Source organism: Paenibacillus sp. MAEPY2 (assembly GCF_000499205.1).
Taxonomy (GTDB): domain Bacteria; phylum Bacillota; class Bacilli; order Paenibacillales; family Paenibacillaceae; genus Paenibacillus; species Paenibacillus vandeheii.
This window is the reverse complement of the sequence record NZ_AWUK01000052.1, coordinates 1-18156: the sequence shown is the minus strand read 5'-3', so window position 1 is coordinate 18156 and position 18156 is coordinate 1. Positions and strand designations below refer to the sequence as shown.

Here is an 18156-nt window from a genome sequence, read left to right as displayed (position 1 = left end):
CTTATCGACCAAGGGGAATGATATCAACGAAGAGGACCTGGCTTAGGCTGGGAGAGCTATTACCCCATACCCGGGGAGAATGGACTGATATTCTCGAAGGGACTATAAGTCTGACAGTCTCCCCGCCGGGCATGGCTCGGAAGAGAATAATGGATGTTAGAGGGTGGTCGAACTGTTTAAACTGCTGGGTAACAAAAGACTTTTTGTTTTGCTGGTGGGCCTTGTTACATTTATCGCGTTAATGGGCTTTACGCTCGGTCCGCGAACCGCTCTATCCTGGCCGGAGAAATTCCTGAAGGATTCAGTCGGATTTGTACAATACGTATTTTACAAGCCCGCTTCTTCTGTAGCGGGCTTTTTCAAAGATTTGGCGAACATGCGTACGGTATATCAAGAAAATGAAGAGCTTCGCATTGCGATGGGTCACTATACCCGGGATCGGCTGAAATACAATGATATGGAACAGGTAAATGAACAGCTCCAGAAAGCTCTCAATTTTACCGAGGAACAAAAAAATCGGTATAACTACGGTTCACGAATTGCTCAAGTTATCAGTGCCAATTCCGACCCGAACAGCAGAACGATTAATATTGACATTGGTGAAAATGCGGGAATTAAGGCTGGGATGGCTGTCACTTCGCAGGAAGGGCTGGTTGGGGTCGTTAGTCATGTCAGCTCATATACGTCCACAGTTAATCTGTTGACTTCCATGGACGCCAATGATCCAACATCCAATGCCATTGCAGCTACAGCGGTTGGTAAAGAAAAAGTGTTTGGTATGATCGAGAGTTATGATCCGAAGTCCGGCATGCTCAAAATGACCAAGATTTCAGAAGATTCAAATATCAAAGAAGGGGATGAAATTATCTCCTCCGGGATTATTAACAATTTTCCAAAGTACATGCGTATCGGAGAAGTGGAGAAGGTTGAGAAAAGCGAATATGGCTTAACACAAACAGCTACAATTAAGCCATACGCAAGCTTTCTGGACTGGAAAGAGCTGATTGTGATTATCCCGCCTGAGGTAAAAGAATAATGGTGACGCGCAAGCAAGTCTTATTCCTGCTGCTGTTCGTGTTGTTCATTGCGGAAGGAACGATTCTTCCGTTACTCATTCCTTCGGGTTGGCAAATGCGCATTTCTGCGAATCTGGTTTACATCGTAATTTTATTTATCGCTGTATATCATCATCGGCACACGGCGTTGGTGCTTGGCATATTTTTTGGACTGCTGCATGACGTCGTATTTTACGGCGAAATGATTGGACCATACGGATTCTCTATGGGACTCTCAGCATATATGATGGGACTTATTTTCCAAGCCCCGCGTGCACCACTGCCAGTGATGGTTTCTGTCGTCCTTTTAGGAAGTCTGCTGAATGATACCATGTTATTCTTTCTGTATAAGCTCTTCCAACTCAATCACGTGACATTTGACTGGGCGCTGCTTGAATACATGATTCCCAATTTGTTCATTCATTTTGTGTTCGCGCTGATCATTTATGTTCCTCTTCGGAAACAACTGGAGCGGATTGGTAAGAGAAAGAGCAAAGCACAAGAAGCTTCTTGAACCATTTTTGGAGTGGGAAGCAGGAACTTGGGGACCCGGGCACGAAATGTAATGAGATGGGAGGGACAGGCTTATGACGGTAAAATCGAATCACGTAACGATTAAAGGCATCCGAGACGGCCTGGTTTTCCTGTTGGACGATCAATGTGAATTCGAGGAATTGCTCTACGAGCTCCGCTATAAGCTGGAACACAGCCATCAAAATATTTTGACCGGACCGATTGTTCATGTGGATATCAAACTGGGCAGCCGTGAAGTGACAGAGGACCAGAAAGAAGCAATTCTTGATATATTGAAACAAAAAGGGAATTTGCTCATTCGTTCCATCGACTCACCGGCCCTTAAACCAGAGGTTAAAGGGCCGCCGCCGATTGTAACCATGTGTGGTATGGTACGTTCTGGCCAGGTGCTTCATCATGATGGGAATCTACTGTTTCTTGGAGATATCAATCCGGGGGGCACAGTAACGTGTACCGGAGATATATATGTTTTGGGTTCACTCAGAGGCATGGCTCACGCTGGAATTGGTGGGGACGAAGACTCGATCATTGCTGCTTCGGTATTTGCACCGACGCAGCTGCGGATCGCTGACATCATCAGCCGTCCTCCCGATGAGTGGGAGAGCCGAGAGACCGGAATGGAATTTGCTTATTTACAGGACAATCAGATGCAGATCGACAAGATGAGCAATATCGTTCGGTTGCGCCGAGATTTTAATGTGTTTAAAGGAGTGTAGCTCATGGGAGAGGCGATCGTGATCACTTCGGGTAAAGGCGGCGTGGGTAAAACAACCACCTCGGCAAACATCGGGACAGCGCTGGCGCTGCTCGGCAAAAAGGTTTGTCTGGTAGATACCGATATCGGCCTTCGCAATCTGGATGTCGTGATGGGACTCGAAAACCGGATCATTTATGATCTGTGCGACGTTGCAGACGGCCGCTGCCGACTGAATCAGGCTTTGGTCAAAGATAAACGTTTCGAAGAATTGTATATGCTGCCTGCAGCACAAACGAGAGATAAGAACTCTGTGTCACCCGAACAGGTGAAGGACATTATCCTCGAATTGAAAAAAGATTTTGAATACGTCATTATTGATTGTCCAGCCGGAATTGAGCAAGGGTTCAAAAATGCGGTTGCAGGAGCGGACCAGGCGATTGTGGTCACTACACCAGAAAATGCAGCTGTCCGTGATGCGGACCGTGTCATTGGTTTGCTGGAGAGTTCACATATTCAATCACCAAAACTGGTCGTGAACCGTATCCGCAACAATATGGTTAAATCAGGCGACATGCTCGACATTGACGGCATTTTACAAGTACTTAATATTGATCTGATCGGGATCGTTCCTGATGATGAGCTTGTTATCAAGGCTGCTAACTCGGGAGAGCCTACAGTAATGAATCCGGATTCACTTGCGGCCATTGCCTATCGTAATATTGCCCGTCGTATTCTGGGGGATACCGTTCCCTTGATGCAATTGGAGCAGAAAAAGGGTGCCTTTTCACGTTTCAAAAAGTTTTTTGGAATGGGTTAACTCGTTCGTCCTTATCGCATTCTTGTATGACAGCCGCGGCCCTCAAGCCCGGCTTTTTGATTATTATGGGCATTTTACTAAAGGTGTCTTTTATAGAACGGGATATGCACTTCAAGTAAGGGCTCCACATTGTGGGGTTATTTTTGCTTCCCGCCGAAGCTTGTTCATATTATGAACGGGCCCCTCATAGGATGTAGTAAACAAGCCTCGGCGGGAGGATATTCCATGAATACGAAACTCAGAATCAAGCAGAGAAGAGAAGAGCGCATTCGGCGGCTGATGGATGGTGCGACGGAGGAAATTATGCAGCAGCGAGAATCGGGCCCGGTATCTGATAAGCGTACATCAGCGCAACGTATGCCTTTCTCGGCTATGGATATACAAGAAAATCTACGAACGGCAAGATCTTCACTGGCAGAACAGGAAAGAGATCCGGAATGGCTGTGGAAAAAAGAGAATGGGCATTATGGTCCTGGCGGCCATCCACGCTTCAATCTGATGAAGTCTTTCATGGGACGAACGGTGGTTAGCATTTTATTATTCGGCGGCGTTTGGGGATTATTCCAGTTGAATACCGCGTGGACGACACCTGCCAAAACCGTGATCGCCGATATGCTGCATCGTGATATGGACTTTGCGTATGCCGCTGCATGGTACGAACGTCACTTTGGCGGAACGCCATCATTCCTGCCTGTTCTTGGACATACCACTGATCCTGTGAACGGCTCCGGTATTCGACACCTGCTGGGCAAACCGATCTCTGGAACCATTGTTCAGCCTTTTGCACTGAGCATGAAAGGTATTGAAATTGTTCCCGAACCTGCTGGCACTGGGCTAGTTCAGGTCGTCAGTTCAGATGCCGGACGAGTACTTCAAGTATTGGATGATCCGGAAAATGGAACTACAGTCGTAATCCAGCACTCTGGCCAAGTGACAGCCATATACGGACGCTTGAACGAAAGTGAAGTTCAGGTAAATGATTGGGTAGAAGCGGGTGACGCAGTCGGTAGCCTGAAGGAGACTGGAAATGATCAACCTGCCACATTGTATTTCGCTGTAAAAGAGGGAGAGCAGTACGTAGACCCTGCGGAAGTGGTTGCCCTTGATTAGGTTATGGGGGGTACGTATCTCGTTTCACCCTTTTTTTGTGATCATCATGATGGCCTCCCTGTTAACCGGAAACTTTATTGAACTCATCACGTTATTCGCCATTGTTTTTATTCATGAATGTGGACATGCTGCAGCGGCAGCCCTTCTGGGCTGCCGTGTCCTTTCAATACAGATGCTTCCTTTTGGCGGCGTTGCCGTTATTGAGGATGCCGGAAATATTACTGCTCGTCGGGAGATCATTATCGCGTTGGCAGGCCCATTTCAAAATATACTGATGGTTGGAGTCGTTTTATTATTGAAGTATGGAAACCTGGGGGACCCGGTTTTTTTGGATTATATTATACAGGGGAATCTGCTAATAGCCCTCTTTAACCTGCTACCCGTGTTGCCACTTGATGGCGGTAAAATTGTACAGGCACTCGTTAGTCTTGCTGCTCCCTACTATACGACATTGATGTGGACTTACAGGATCAGCATTCTGTGCAGCGCAGGGGTTATTTTGGTTGCCATGGGTCGCTGGTTTACTGGTGATTACGGGTTACCGTTAAATATTCTGTTGATCGGGATTTTTCTGTTCTATTCCAATGTGACTGATTACCGAAATATTCCATATCGATTTATCCGATTTCTGATGAATCGTGAAAGTGCATTCACCCGCCATGCAGCTACAGGAAGTTTGGCGCAGCCGATAATCTCATTTCCGGCGAAACCTTTGGAGTCTATTTTGCGTCTATTTAAGAGAGAAAGATACCATATGATATATGTGATGAATAGACAGGGAAGAATCATGGCCGTTTTGCCTGAGCAGCGAATCATCGGTTCTTATTTCAAACAAGACACGGATAAGTTGTAGCATCTTGGTGGATCTGTCCTGAAATGGGTTAATACATGTACAATGAGTATAGCAAAGATACAGAATGGATGTGGATGAATTGAATTGTCTTCTAGAGGTGAAGCCATGAAACAAATGATTGTACATAATGAACATAACCTCATGCAAATGGCGCTTCTGGAAGAAGGCAAAGCTGTAGAATTCATGGCAGAGCGTACACGCGAGCGTGGACTGCTGGGTTCGTATTTCAAAGGACGGGTAGTGAACGTGTTACCAGGTATGCAAGCTGCTTTTGTGGATATCGGTCAGAAAAAGAATGCTTTTCTGTATGTGGACGATGTATTGCATCCCAATCTGGAGAAACAACCGAAAGTGAAGCCTTCAATCGCGGAGCTGCTTCGTCCAGGTCAGGATGTAATCGTCCAGGTCCTGAAGGAACCAGTAGGAAGCAAGGGAGCCCGGGTGACGACTCATTATTCGCTGCCGGGCCGCTGGCTTGTCTTCATGCCTTTGGCGGACTATGTAGCCGTCTCCAAGAAAATTGCCCGTGAGGGTGATCGATCCCGCCTTAAGACGCTCGGTGAACAACTGAGACGGGACGAAGAGGGGCTTATCATACGAACCGTATCCGCAGAGGAACAGAGGGAAGCCATTCAGGCCGACCTGGAAACATTACGTGAGCAGTGGCGTCTGATCCGTGAAAAAGCGAATAGCTTGCCTTCACCAAGCCTGCTGCATCGGGATCACAGTATGGTTCAGCGGATTATTCGGGATGTGTATACGCCTGGCAGCGATGAAGTCATTACAGATAATGAAGTACAAGCCAGGGAATTGAGTGCTTTGCTGAAGGAAATCTGTCCAGGCCATCAACCTAAAGTACAGGTGTACAGGGGAGAAGAATCAATTTTTGCTGCCTATCGTGTGCAGGAGCAGCTGAACAAGGATTTTGCTCGCAAGGTATGGCTGCCTGGAGGCGGATATATTGTCATTGATCATACCGAGGCGCTCACTGTAGTCGATGTCAATACAGGCAAGTACACGGGAGCTGGCGGTGACAGTCTGGAAGAGACCGTAACGGAGACGAATATGCAGGCAGCGGTTGAGATCGCCCGTTTAATGCGTCTTCGGGATATCGGCGGCATGATCATTGTGGACTTCATTGATATGGAGGAAGCGTTGAATCGGCAGGAAGTTGCGGCAACACTGGAAAATGAACTCAAGAAGGATCGAACCAAGGCTTTTGTCATGGGGTGGACCAAGCTGGGGTTGCTCGAACTTACCCGTAAGAAGGTACGGGAAGAGAGTACGCTCCCTTATGTGGAGCCGTGTTCTTCCTGTCATGGGACAGGCAAAAGATATATTTCACCGTTGCATTGATTTTCAGTATAGTTGGTGGTATAATCTTCAGGTATGTGTTTAGCCTAACGGTCTTGCACATGCTGTAACCGCACTGGCCGGGTACAAGAACAGTTCCGCAAGGACACTGTCACCTGAGACCGGGCGAGTCTGAGACATGAGGAGGTGCAAGGCAAATGTACGCAATTATTGAAACAGGTGGAAAACAGTACAAAGTCCAAGAGGGCGATGTTCTGTTCATCGAAAAATTGACTGCGAACGATGGCGAAAGCGTAACGTTCGACCGTGTCCTGGCTGTATCTAACGATCAAGGTTTGACAGCAGGTACACCATTGATTTCCGGAGCAACTGTAACGGCTAAAGTGGAGAAACATGGCAAAGGACAAAAGGTTGTTGTATACAAATACAAACCTAAAAAGAACTACCATGTGAAGCAAGGTCACCGTCAACCGTATACTAAAGTAACTATCGAAGCAATCAAAGCGTAAGAAGGTGCGATAAGTGATTATCGTTCAAGTCTTTCGTAATGATGACGGGAGCATCGATCGTTTCTCCATCAAAGGGCATGCTAATTTTGCCAAGCGAGGAGAAGACATCGTATGTGCCGGGGTATCCGCTGTTACAGTGGGTACGGTGAACTCGATCGAAACACTGACTGGTATCGAAATGGATGCCAAGATGAAGAACGGCTTTTTAAGCGCTTCTTTACCGGTGCTGGAGAAAGACGGAACCTGGTCCCAGGTACAATTGCTACTCGAATCCATGGTGCTTATGCTCACTGATATTGCAGAGTCATACGGAAAGTATATTCAGATAGAGCAAGTCAAATAATTAAAGAAGGAGGACAACCAATCATGTTGAAATTAAATCTTCAGTTATTCGCATCGAAAAAAGGTGTAGGTTCCACGAAGAACGGTCGTGACAGTAACGCACAACGCCTTGGCGTTAAACGTGCTGACGGTCAAACAGTAACTGGTGGTAGCATTCTCGTTCGCCAACGCGGAACGAAAATTCACCCAGGTACTAACGTGGGTATCGGTAAAGATGACACTTTGTTTGCGAAAGTTGACGGCGTTGTGAAATTCGAACGTTGGGGACGCGATCGTAAAAAAGTAAGCATCTACCCTGTGAATGTTGCTCCAGTAGCAGCAGCAGTAGAAGCATAATATCGGCATTCCGCCTAAGGAGCCTTCGGCATTTTTGCCGGAGGCTTTTTGTATTTTTAGGTTATTCGATAATGAACTGGCAGAAAAGACATGTTATACTTGTGTACGGTGGGGATTAAACCAACCGAGTTTTGTAGAACGGGGAGAAGCCATGAAATCTTGGAAAAGAGTGCCGTGGATTGCGGCATGTTCACTTCTGATTCCTTTGGTTTTCGTTATGCTGTATCCAGTGGTTATTTCAATGGCTGTATACGCATTGTGGTCCGTCGCGGTGCTTTTTGTTTCTGTGAACGTGATGAAAAGACAGGCAGAGGCGGAACGCAGAACCATCATACAATCTATGGAAAAGACAGCAATTGCATCATTAAATCATCATAGGCATGATTGGATGAACGATCTTCAGGTGTTATATGGATATCTTCGACTGGGCAAACTTGATAAATCAGTGCAATGTGTGGAAAGAATAGTAGAGCGGGTTAACGAAGAAAGCCGAATCTCCAGATTGGGTATTCCTTCACTCGTTTTTTATCTTCAATCTTTCCGGACCAGTGGAGTCGCTCTGGAATTGCATGTGGTAGTAGAGGAAGAGTTGCAGCTTAGTGCTCTGGTCTCTCCCGAGGATGGCGAGTCACTTACGGGGGCGATTGCCGATGCGATTCGTGCCTATCAATATGGCGGCGGCCGGTCGTCTTGGGGAGAGGTTCGCAAACTGACCTTGAACTTCGGACAGGACCATGGAGATGTGGTTGTTCGGCTGGATGGGGATCAAACACCCGATCCGGAAACACTGCGGCAGCTCAATGCCGTACTCAAAGGAAAAAAAGTCAGAACGGAGCAGCTTCCGTCTGAGGATACGTTTATACAATTCAGAATGCCTTGCGGAATATAGGAAGAAGGGGTTAACCAATGTTTGTAGATAAAGCTAAGATTTATGTGAAAGCCGGAGACGGAGGGGACGGAATTGTTTCGTTTCGTCGTGAGAAGTATGTACCGAACGGCGGACCTGCCGGGGGCGATGGAGGCAGAGGAGCTGACATCATTTTCCGTGTGGATGAAGGTCTGCGTACGTTGATGGATTTCCGTTACCAACGTCACTTCAAGGCCCCTCGCGGTGAAAAGGGACGTAATAAAAGTCAGCATGGCGCGAACGCTGAGAACATGATTGTACGTATTCCACCAGGGACTGTAATTTTGGATGAAGACAGTGGAGAAGTACTGGCTGATTTGACACGTCATGGTCAACAGGTTGTTGTTGCTCGTGGTGGACGAGGCGGACGGGGAAATATCCGTTTTGCCACGCCTAACAATCCAGCGCCAGAACTTGCCGAAAATGGTGAAGAAGGCGAAGAGCGGTACATCGTACTTGAGCTTAAGGTCATGGCAGATGTCGGTTTGGTAGGTTTCCCAAGTGTTGGTAAATCCACGCTGTTGTCTGTTGTATCGGCAGCCAAGCCAAAGATTGGTGCCTATCATTTTACAACGATTACACCTAACCTGGGTGTTGTTGGTGTAGGTGAAGGCCGCAGCTTTGTTATGGCCGACTTGCCGGGTCTGATTGAAGGTGCTCATGAAGGTATTGGACTTGGACATGAGTTCTTGCGTCACGTTGAACGGACGCGTATCATCGTTCATGTCGTTGATATGTCTGGTTCCGAAGGACGCGATCCGTTCGAAGACTGGCAGAAAATCAACGAGGAACTGAAATTGTACAATCCTGTTCTCGCTGAAAGACCACAGGTTGTAGCAGCGAATAAAATGGACATGCCAGACTCCGAAGCTAATCTTGAAGAATTTTTGCAGAAGGCTCGTGAGGTTCAACCGGATATTGAAGTTATGCCTATTTCATCCCTGACACGGAAAGGGATTCAAGAGCTCTTGTATCGTGCCGCTGATCTGCTGGACCAAATTCCGGACGAGCCAGTGGTTGAAGAAGTGGCAGACTTATCCGAACGTAAAGTGTACAGCTTGGACAAGAAAGAGGACGATGGCTTCCGTATTGTACGGGAGAACGAAATCTTCGTTGTCGAAAGTGCCAAGATTGAACGTATGATGAAACGGATGCAGTTGAATTCCCATGAAGCCATTCTCAAACTGGCGCGTACTTTGCGGTATATGGGTGTGGATGCGGAACTGCGTAAACGCGGAGCTGAAGAAGGCACCATTGTGCGCATTGGCGAATTTGAGTTCGAATTTGTGGAAGGCAGCAGCTACTACTAAGGCAGAGTTGGCCACCATGTACAGATAAAGGCTAGAACATACGCAGAGAAGTGGGAGGTAACCCGCTTCTCTGCGTTTTTTTTATTTTTCTCTTACCTGCGCGCAGGATAAACTTGTATACTGTTAGGAACAGTTTTTCAAAAATAGACATGTAACGTATTGCCCTTTTGGAATAGATCCTTTATAATGTCCACTATATGAATACATGAGTCTTTGAGGAGAGGACGTTCTGTGAATGAACGCTATTACTTAGTGCGGGAAGACATTTTGCCAGAGGCTGTAGTGAAGACCATGCAGGTTAAAGAACTGCTGGCTTCCGGAGATGTCAAAACAGTTCATGAGGCGGTTGAGCAGGTTGGATTAAGCCGAAGTGCTTTTTATAAGTACAAGGATGGCATCCATTTGATCAACCAGCTTGAACGGGAGAGAATTGTAACGATCTCCATTGATTTGGAGCATCAGTCAGGAATACTGTCTCGTGTGCTCGGACATGTAGCTGGTTATGGAGCCAACGTGTTAACCATTAATCAAAGTATCCCGCTCCAGGGAAGAGCCAACGTTGTCATTTCGGTGGAGACATCGCATCTCCATGGGGAAATCGGAGAAATGCTCGATCGGATGCAGGATATGCCCGGGGTTCGACGCACGCGCATTGTAGGCCAAGGTTAAATAGACGTTATCGTAAAACGTTTAGGTATAAATTGTATGGATGGTTGAATCGTACAGGGGTGAAGGAGAAAAAGACAATGGGGGTAGAGCGTTGGTGAAACCGGTAAAAGTGGGATTGTTGGGTCTGGGTACGGTGGGTACTGGGGTCGTTCGCATCGTGGAAGGGAATCAGGAGGATCTGAGCAGTCAGGTTGGATCACCGATTGTCATAGAGAAAATTGCAGTGAAGAATACGGAGAAAGATCGTGTCATTGCTGTAGATCGTGCGAAGCTCACGGTAGATCCCTGGGAAGTCATTCGTCACCCGGATATTGATGTTATCGTGGAAGTGATGGGCGGCATTGATCAGACAAAGGAGTACATTCTTGAAGCGCTGGAGCGGGGCAAACATATCGTTACGGCAAATAAAGATCTGATGGCTCTGCACGGTTCCGAGATTTTGGCCAAGGCACAGGAAAAGCAATGTGATGTCTTCTATGAAGCGAGTGTGGCAGGGGGCATTCCGATCATCCGCACGCTGATTGAAGGCTTCTCATCCGACCGGATTACCCGCATTATGGGGATTGTGAACGGAACAACGAACTTTATTTTGACTAAAATGAGCCAGGAAGGCGCCTCGTATGAAGAGGTTCTGGCAGAGGCTCAAGCACTCGGATATGCAGAAACCGATCCAACATCGGACGTCGAAGGACTCGATGCAGCTCGCAAAATGGCGATTCTGGGTACGTTGGGATTCCGCACCAATGTCGAACTGAAAGACGTGACCGTTAAGGGGATTACATCCGTAACCCGTGAAGATATTACGTATGCCAAAAGACTCGGCTACGAGATGAAGCTGCTAGGTATCGCAGATCGTCGGGATGATGAGATCACGATTAGTGTTCAGCCGACGATGGTAAGACAGAATCATCCGATTGCTTCCGTCAATGGGGTGTTCAACGCTGTGTATGTTCATGGCGAAGCTGTAGGTGAGACGATGTTCTACGGTGCGGGTGCCGGTGAGCTCCCGACGGCTACTTCTGTAGTGGCGGATATCGTGGCTGTGATCAAAAACCTCAAGCTGGGCGTGAATGGTCTCAAAGCGATTGTGCCTTATAAACAGAAACGCTTGCAAAGTGACGAGCACATTATGTCGAAAAATTTCATTTTGCTGCATGTGGATGACAAGGCAGGGGTACTGGCGCAAATTACCCAAATCTTCGCTGAATACGAAGTCAGCTTGGCATCGGTTGTGCAACAGCCAAACGAGCATAACCCGGATGCTGAGATCATCATCGTTACGCATAACGCTAGCAAGGCGAGCATGGATAAAGTATTGAAACACTTTGAGTCCCTTGCCGTCATTCGTCGCATTAAGAGTGTGTATCGGGTAGAAGGATAATTCGTTCCTCAAATTATGGTTTGAATTTTCAGGTTGAAGTCCAGGTTTTAAGGTAAACAGATTAACTATATAGATGTATGCAATCATATTCGGTTTATTAATTGACAAAGGAGTTTACCCACAATGAGATATCAAGGATTACTGCAAACGTACAGAGAGCACCTACCGGTTAATGAAAATACACCCCTGCTTACGCTTCACGAAGGAAACACACCCCTGGTTCATGCCGAGAATCTGTCCGAGGAACTTGGATTGAATTTATATTTCAAATATGAAGGTCTTAATCCAACAGGTTCATTTAAAGACCGCGGAATGGTTATGGCTGTTGCTAAAGCAATGGAAGAAGGCAGCCGCACGATTATGTGCGCATCGACAGGCAACACATCAGCGGCAGCAGCAGCCTATGCGGCTCGTGCGGGTCTGAATTGTATCGTACTGATTCCGAATAACAACATTGCGCTAGGTAAACTGGCTCAAGCCATGATTTATGGAGCCAAGGTGATTGCGATCAATGGTAACTTTGACCGTGCATTGGAAATTGTACGTGAGATTACGGCCAAACATCCAATTACGCTCGTGAACTCCGTGAATCCGTTCCGGATTGAAGGTCAGAAAACGGCTGCATTTGAAGTTATTGAGCAGCTGGGTAAGGCACCTGATGTACTCGCAATTCCGGTGGGGAACGCAGGAAATATCTCTGCCTACTGGAAAGGGTTCAAGGAGTACAAAGAAGCAGGTAAATCGAATTCCCTGCCTCGTATGGTCGGTTTTGAAGCGGAAGGCGCCATGGCGATTGTCAAAGGTGAACCGATCCTTGAGCCTGAAACCGTAGCAACGGCTATTCGAATTGGTAATCCGGCAAGTTGGAAAACCGCTGTAGCTGCAGCTGAAGAGTCTGGCGGACAGATTAACTATGTTACGGATGAAGAAATTCTGACAGCCTATCGTACGATCGCTGCTCGTGAAGGAATTTTTGCTGAACCTGCGTCCGCTGCTTCTGTTGCCGGTGTATACAAACTGAAGAGTGAAGGGTACTTTAAAGGCGGAGAGACTGTGGTTTGCGTACTGACAGGACATGGCCTCAAAGATCCTAATATCGCAATCAAAACGGTAGCGACTGAGCCGCTTGTTGTAGAGGATTCCGAAGAAGCGGTTATGGCGGCAATTGCACAACTGGAGCAACAATCCGTATGAGCTTGAAGCCAAGGGTAATCGTTAAGGTACCTGCAAGTACAGCCAATCTGGGTCCAGGGTTTGATACCCTGGGCATGGCATTGTCTCTGTATGCCTGGCTTGAGATGAAACCGGCTGAGCAGACGACATTCCATTTACATGGGGATCATCTGACGGGTCTTCCAACAGATAAATCCAATTTGATATATGAAGTTGCACAGATGGTCTTCAACGAAGCCGGGGTTTCCGTGCCGGAGTTGGAGATTTCCATGTATTCCGATATTCCGCTTACTCGGGGACTGGGAAGCAGTGCATCGGCCATCGTAGCTGCATTGGCTGCCGCTAATGCATTAATTGGCACTCCATTATCTGATGCCAAGCTTCTTGACATGGCTACGTCGCTGGAGAAACATCCGGATAATGTAGGTGCTTCACTATATGGAGGTATCATTACAGCAGCGTGGGATGGCAGTCGGGTAGACCACATTCGCATTGAGCCGCATCAGGATTTGCAAACCTTGGTCATCGTGCCGGACTTCGAGTTGTCCACTTCAAAAGCCAGAAATGTGATTCCGCAGCAGTTCAACAAATCAGATGTCATTCACAATATAAGCAGATCATCCTTGCTTGTGGCTGCCTTGGCCAGTGGAAGATTGGATATGATTCAAAAGGCGATGTCGGATCGGATTCATCAACCTTACCGGGCATCCTTGGTACCCGGCATGGCTGATATCCTGGAGAACGCGGTTAGTCATGGCGCGCTTGGAGCTGCTTTGAGTGGAGCCGGACCTACCGTGTTGACGATGGTAGATCGTCATGATACCCGTAAGCTGGAGCTGGAGCAATATTTAATAGACACGATGAGCCGTGAAGGCATCACTGCATCGGCATTGTGGTTAGATCCGGACCTGGACGGTGTTACCGTGCTGCCTGATCAAGATGAAAGTCCTTTTATGGACAGAGTTAAAGGGGAAGTTAACGCATGAAACGAATTGCTGTATTACCTGAAGGTTCCGTTTCTCATGAAGCAGTAGATTTTCTGTTTAATGGGGAGCCTTTGGAATTGCTTCATTCCAAGCTGATTTCTGATGTTTTCCGTGCTACGGATAGTGGAAAGTCCGAGTACAGCGTCATACCCATTGAAAACACGATTGAAGGCTCCGTTAGCTTGCATATGGACTGGCTGGTTAACGAAGTGGACATTCCGATGCAGGCTGAATGGGTGTATCCCTCCATTCAAAATGTGATTGGGCATGGCTCCGAGTTCAGGACAGAGAGTGGCGAATATGATTTTGGAAAAATTACGAAGATCATGTCCCATCCCGTAGCGATTCCGCAATGCCAGAATTTTATTCGCCTGCATTCACCTGGAGCAGATCTTGAGGGTGTGAACAGTACAGCAGAAGCTGTAGAAATTGTGAAAAAAAATCCTGGCAAGGGCTGGGTTGCGATTGGCACAAGGCTTGCTGCACAGAAGCATGGTTTGGACATTATGGCTGAACGGGTTACCGACCATGACAACAACTATACTCGTTTTGTGCTGATAGGTTACGAGCCAGTACAGATACCACGAGAGCCTGATCATGTGAAAACCAGTTTGCTTGTTACATTGCCTGAAGATGCGCCGGGTGCATTGCATCAGGTGCTGTCGGCTTTTGCCTGGCGAAAACTGAACCTTACCCGATTGGAGTCACGTCCAACGAAGAAAAGGTTGGGTAGTTATTACTTTTACATTGATGTTGAGGAAAGTGCAGATTCCGTATTGCTTACCGCAGCGATGGCTGAGATTGAGGCTTTGAATTGTCAGGTGCGCGTTCTTGGAAGCTATCCGTGTTATACATATCCTTCGTTAAAAACGACCTGAATGAGGGCGAACATTGTTGAGGATTGTCATAAGACTGGGTAAAATGAGCAAGAAATAGCTTGTCATTTGTTGTACAATGAACGAGATAAATCTAGTTTCGGAATCAAGGAATGGAAAATTTTATGGAGGTGCAGTCATCGGTGTCAGAACAATGGATTTATTTGGATGGTCAATATGTGACCAAAGAGAACGCAACCGTTTCGGTATATGATCATGGATTTTTGTATGGAGACGGTATTTTCGAAGGTATTCGGATTTATAACGGTAACATTTTCAGATGCAAAGCGCATTTGGATCGTTTGTACGATTCGGCTAAATCCATCAGTCTGAACATTCCGCTGTCTTATGATGAGATGCTGGAAGTGATGGCTGAAACGGTACGTCGTAATGATATGCGTAACGGTTATATTCGTCTGATCGTTTCGCGTGGACCTGGTAATCTGGGTCTTGATCCACTCCGCTGCCCTAAAGCATCCGTTATCATCATTGTAGAGCAACTGGCGATCTATCCAGAGGAGGCGTACCTTACCGGGCTGAAAGCCGTGTCTGTATCCCAGCGCCGCAACATCCCGGATGCTCTTAATCCAAAAATTAAATCATTGAACTATCTGAATAACATCCTTGTTAAAATTCAATCCACCTATGCAGGTGCTGGTGAAGCGATTATGCTGAATTCCCAAGGATATGTTACGGAAGGCTCCAGTGATAACATCTTTATTATTAAAAATGGTGTGGTCTATACGCCACCTTGTTATCTTGGGGCACTCGAAGGAATTACACGTCAGGCCATTATCGATCTGTGCGGTGAGTTGGACCTTGAATTAAAAGAAGTACCATTTACACTGCATGATGTGTACATTGCCGACGAAGTCTTTTTCACTGGAACAGCTGCAGAAGTTATTGCTGCTTATGAAGTAGACGGCAGAACGATTGGAACGGGTGTCGCAGGTCCTGTAACCTTGAGGTTGCTGGAAGCGTTCCGTCAAATTGTCGACAAAGACGGTTACAAAGTTTGGGAAGATTAATGGCACGACCTGAATAGGAGAAATAAGAAATCCTTCATGTCTCAGAAATTCAGCATACCTGGAGTATGCGGTTTTTGGGGCAGGAAGGATTTTTTTTGTTTAGTTGATGTCATTAGCCTAATTTCTGCATAGGATGTAGTAACGGTATGGGCGAATGCACTGCCCAAGTATCACGTCTAGGAGGTTAGTTCCAAGTGAAAATACACATGGTGAAAAAAGGCGACACATTATATCTGCTGTCCCAAAAATATAATGTAGCGTTGGACAAAATTATCGCAGCTAATCCGCAAATTGCAGATCCCGACAAGTTGGAGATCGGCATGAAGGTCAAAATTCCGGCGGAGCCTGTAACACCAAAGCCCGAAGGTATGTTGCACAGTCATAAAGTTCAGCAAGGCGATTCATTGTGGAAGCTGTCACAGGCATGGGGAATTCCGTTGAAAGACATGATCAATGCCAATCCGCAATTGAAAAATCCAAATGCTCTTCTTGTAGGGGAAACTGTGTACATCCCAGCAAGCAATGCAGGGGGAAATGCGGCTTCAGAGAACGGTGCATCATCCAATGTTGCTCATGAGAAGCTGTCACCAGAAGGGAAAGAATACACGGGAGTTAAAGAAGAAACAGCTCCTGTTGTACCAGTAGCCCCAACCCCTGAACCAGCACCTGTACCGGAAGTCTCCAATTCGGTTCCAGCTCCGGTACCTGCAAATCCAGTCATACCTAATATCAAGCCAGAAGTGGAAGTTCTTCCACAATTACCTGAAATTCCTGAAGAGAAGCCGCAGAAGGAAGCTTACAAAAAAGAAAATACTAAATCCGAAGTGCAATTAAAACCAATAACTGAAGCGCCGACGTATACGATGCCTAATATTTCACCTGAGGTCATGCCTTTACCTGAAATACCTAACAACAACATGAAATGGCCTACAGAAGTGGCGCCTGCTACCAAAGCTCCGTGTGGTTGCGGCAGTAAAATGCTTCATGCTCCTGCCGAGCATCCGTATGCTCAAGTTCCTGTACCAGCACAAGAGGTTTACACTGCTCCACAAAACATGTACACGGTCGGGACGTATGACAATAATACTTTCCCGGGTATACCAGAAGTGAGTCCGTACTCCATGGGGAATACATCGAACACGCCTTGGACCGGCACAGAGTATAATCATAACAACGTTATGCCAAACGTATCTGCTGAAATGCTAAACAACTCATATCCGATCGCTCCAGCAGGTCAGGTGAACAGCCCATTTCCTCCATTTGCAGCCAATGATCATTTGAACCACCAACCACCGCACATTTCTCCTTACTCTATGCTTCCGTACCCGCCATGTGGATGTGGCAACCATCATATGCCCAATCATCAATACCCATATTCCTCACATAATTATCAGAACCCAGGATGGGGAACATACAATCCATACGGGATGCAACCCGAAATGACCACATCCATGATGCCAAATCAGCCAATCGAGTATGCATATCAAAACCCATATCCTACTCAGAATATGGTGCCGCCGTCTCCGCTTGGTGCTTTTGGTGAAATGTATCCTCCACAAGGCAAGGCGGAAGGCAAAAAGGGCGGACGTGACGAGGCAAGTCTAAGCCAGTCGGCTACAGAGAATGAGGCTGAGTTTAATATTGAAGCGAAGCCAAAACAAGCAGCCAAAACAGGAACCGCAAAACGCAGAACAGCCAGACCTGCTGCAAAAGCCAAATCCAAAGTATCTGTGTCCGGGAAAACATCAAGAGAGCGCACCGGAACATCCACTAAACGCAGCTCAGACAAAAAGCGTAGAAATCCATGGATACAACAATAACATTGTAGAGTAAGTGAAAAGCATTAAGCTCCAAAAGGCCGACAGTCAGAAGAGTTGGCCTTTTGGGTATGTATTGAAATAGGAGAGTACAAGAGCGTAATGGTAGTGTCTCGTCTGCTAGGACTATTAGTAGATCTCAAGAAAGCCATATTATGTGACGTTATGAATTAAGGAGATAGTGCTTCAAATCAAAATAGGTTTAGCAGGGAAGTCGGGGATTTAGAATCTATTAAATGTATTTTGAAAAAACTATTGCATTGGTTTCGTCAGTGTGATATATTATTTAAGTCGCCGCTGAAACACAGTGTTGACACGGTAAAGAGTAACACAAACAAGTTTGATCTTTGAAAACTGAACAACGAGTGAGTAACGATCTTGCTTGCAAGATCGACGCTGAGAAATCGGTACATGTCTTCGGACTGTATGATTTCGAAGCACAA

19 protein-coding genes and 1 other annotated feature are annotated in these 18156 nt (G+C 46.7%); all 19 genes read left to right on the top strand.

The features are described from left to right. Positions 1-163: 163 nt before the first annotated feature. The 19 genes from mreC (at position 164) to P364_RS36430 (ending at position 17716) form a co-directional block, all read left to right on the top strand. Entirely contained in the window at positions 164-1036 is an 873-nt protein-coding gene (mreC, locus tag P364_RS0131420) for a rod shape-determining protein MreC (RefSeq protein ID WP_024633968.1), read from the top strand. Beyond that, positions 1036-1569 (top strand): rod shape-determining protein MreD, encoded by a 534-nt coding sequence (gene mreD, locus P364_RS0131415; RefSeq protein ID WP_024633967.1) that lies wholly within the window; start codon positions 1036-1038, stop codon positions 1567-1569. The genes mreC and mreD overlap by 1 nt, the downstream gene beginning before the upstream one ends. A gap of 73 nt (positions 1570-1642) precedes the next feature. Beyond that, positions 1643-2305 carry a septum site-determining protein MinC gene (minC, locus tag P364_RS0131410; RefSeq protein ID WP_024633966.1) on the top strand — a complete coding sequence of 221 codons (663 nt, stop codon included), beginning with the start codon at positions 1643-1645 and terminating at the stop codon, positions 2303-2305. Positions 2306-2308: 3 nt separating this feature from the next. Then, positions 2309-3103 (top strand): septum site-determining protein MinD, encoded by a 795-nt coding sequence (gene minD / locus P364_RS0131405; RefSeq protein WP_024633965.1) that lies wholly within the window; start codon positions 2309-2311, stop codon positions 3101-3103. A gap of 225 nt (positions 3104-3328) precedes the next feature. Beyond that, complete coding sequence (locus P364_RS0131400; RefSeq protein WP_024633964.1) at positions 3329-4213, top strand: M23 family metallopeptidase; 885 nt, start codon at positions 3329-3331, stop codon at positions 4211-4213. Next, positions 4206-5066: a M50 family metallopeptidase gene (locus tag P364_RS0131395; protein ID WP_024633963.1), complete on the top strand. Its 861-nt coding sequence runs from the start codon at positions 4206-4208 to the stop codon at positions 5064-5066. The genes P364_RS0131400 and P364_RS0131395 overlap by 8 nt, the downstream gene beginning before the upstream one ends. Positions 5067-5171: 105 nt before the next feature. Beyond that, entirely contained in the window at positions 5172-6422 is a 1251-nt protein-coding gene (locus P364_RS0131390; RefSeq protein ID WP_024633962.1) for an Rne/Rng family ribonuclease, read from the top strand. A 56-nt stretch (positions 6423-6478) separates the two neighbouring features. Further along, positions 6479-6563 (top strand) — a sequence feature (ribosomal protein L21 leader region). A gap of 14 nt (positions 6564-6577) precedes the next feature. After that, a complete protein-coding gene (gene rplU / locus P364_RS0131385; protein WP_024633961.1) occupies positions 6578-6889 on the top strand; it encodes a 50S ribosomal protein L21 in 312 nt (103 codons plus the stop codon). Between the two features lie 13 nt (positions 6890-6902). Then, the gene (locus P364_RS0131380; RefSeq protein WP_024633960.1) at positions 6903-7232 is read left to right on the top strand and encodes a ribosomal-processing cysteine protease Prp; all 330 of its coding nucleotides are present in this window, start codon (positions 6903-6905) and stop codon (positions 7230-7232) included. Between the two features lie 23 nt (positions 7233-7255). Next, the gene (gene rpmA, locus P364_RS0131375; protein WP_024633959.1) at positions 7256-7567 is read left to right on the top strand and encodes a 50S ribosomal protein L27; all 312 of its coding nucleotides are present in this window, start codon (positions 7256-7258) and stop codon (positions 7565-7567) included. Positions 7568-7718: 151 nt separating this feature from the next. Further along, complete coding sequence (locus tag P364_RS0131370; RefSeq protein ID WP_024633958.1) at positions 7719-8456, top strand: Spo0B domain-containing protein; 738 nt, start codon at positions 7719-7721, stop codon at positions 8454-8456. A 17-nt stretch (positions 8457-8473) separates the two neighbouring features. Further along, positions 8474-9784: a GTPase ObgE gene (gene obgE, locus P364_RS0131365; protein ID WP_024633957.1), complete on the top strand. Its 1311-nt coding sequence runs from the start codon at positions 8474-8476 to the stop codon at positions 9782-9784. A gap of 231 nt (positions 9785-10015) precedes the next feature. Then, a complete protein-coding gene (locus P364_RS0131360; RefSeq protein WP_024633956.1) occupies positions 10016-10453 on the top strand; it encodes an ACT domain-containing protein in 438 nt (145 codons plus the stop codon). Positions 10454-10547: 94 nt separating this feature from the next. After that, positions 10548-11834 carry a homoserine dehydrogenase gene (locus tag P364_RS0131355; protein WP_024633955.1) on the top strand — a complete coding sequence of 429 codons (1287 nt, stop codon included), beginning with the start codon at positions 10548-10550 and terminating at the stop codon, positions 11832-11834. Positions 11835-11957: 123 nt separating this feature from the next. Further along, positions 11958-13028: a threonine synthase gene (gene thrC, locus P364_RS0131350; protein WP_024633954.1), complete on the top strand. Its 1071-nt coding sequence runs from the start codon at positions 11958-11960 to the stop codon at positions 13026-13028. After that, positions 13025-13993 carry a homoserine kinase gene (gene thrB, locus P364_RS0131345; protein WP_024633953.1) on the top strand — a complete coding sequence of 323 codons (969 nt, stop codon included), beginning with the start codon at positions 13025-13027 and terminating at the stop codon, positions 13991-13993. The genes thrC and thrB overlap by 4 nt, the downstream gene beginning before the upstream one ends. Further along, on the top strand, positions 13990-14871 hold the full coding sequence (gene pheA / locus P364_RS0131340; RefSeq protein ID WP_024633952.1) for a prephenate dehydratase: 882 nt from the start codon (positions 13990-13992) through the stop codon (positions 14869-14871). The genes thrB and pheA overlap by 4 nt, the downstream gene beginning before the upstream one ends. Positions 14872-15011: 140 nt before the next feature. Beyond that, complete coding sequence (gene ilvE, locus P364_RS0131335; protein WP_024633951.1) at positions 15012-15896, top strand: branched-chain-amino-acid transaminase; 885 nt, start codon at positions 15012-15014, stop codon at positions 15894-15896. A 194-nt stretch (positions 15897-16090) separates the two neighbouring features. After that, a complete protein-coding gene (locus P364_RS36430) occupies positions 16091-17716 on the top strand; it encodes a LysM peptidoglycan-binding domain-containing protein (RefSeq protein ID WP_024633950.1) in 1626 nt (541 codons plus the stop codon). Positions 17717-18156: the final 440 nt, after the last annotated feature.

Coding starts and splice junctions, on each gene's coding strand:
- pheA (WP_024633952.1), top strand. CDS start 13,990: ATGAAACGAATTGCTGTATTACCTGAAGGTTCCGTTTCTCATGAAGCA.
- thrB (WP_024633953.1), top strand. CDS start 13,025: ATGAGCTTGAAGCCAAGGGTAATCGTTAAGGTACCTGCAAGTACAGCC.
- thrC (WP_024633954.1), top strand. CDS start 11,958: ATGAGATATCAAGGATTACTGCAAACGTACAGAGAGCACCTACCGGTT.
- P364_RS0131390 (WP_024633962.1), top strand. CDS start 5,172: ATGAAACAAATGATTGTACATAATGAACATAACCTCATGCAAATGGCG.
- obgE (WP_024633957.1), top strand. CDS start 8,474: ATGTTTGTAGATAAAGCTAAGATTTATGTGAAAGCCGGAGACGGAGGG.
- minD (WP_024633965.1), top strand. CDS start 2,309: ATGGGAGAGGCGATCGTGATCACTTCGGGTAAAGGCGGCGTGGGTAAA.
- P364_RS0131400 (WP_024633964.1), top strand. CDS start 3,329: ATGAATACGAAACTCAGAATCAAGCAGAGAAGAGAAGAGCGCATTCGG.
- mreD (WP_024633967.1), top strand. CDS start 1,036: ATGGTGACGCGCAAGCAAGTCTTATTCCTGCTGCTGTTCGTGTTGTTC.
- rpmA (WP_024633959.1), top strand. CDS start 7,256: ATGTTGAAATTAAATCTTCAGTTATTCGCATCGAAAAAAGGTGTAGGT.
- rplU (WP_024633961.1), top strand. CDS start 6,578: ATGTACGCAATTATTGAAACAGGTGGAAAACAGTACAAAGTCCAAGAG.
- P364_RS0131370 (WP_024633958.1), top strand. CDS start 7,719: ATGAAATCTTGGAAAAGAGTGCCGTGGATTGCGGCATGTTCACTTCTG.
- minC (WP_024633966.1), top strand. CDS start 1,643: ATGACGGTAAAATCGAATCACGTAACGATTAAAGGCATCCGAGACGGC.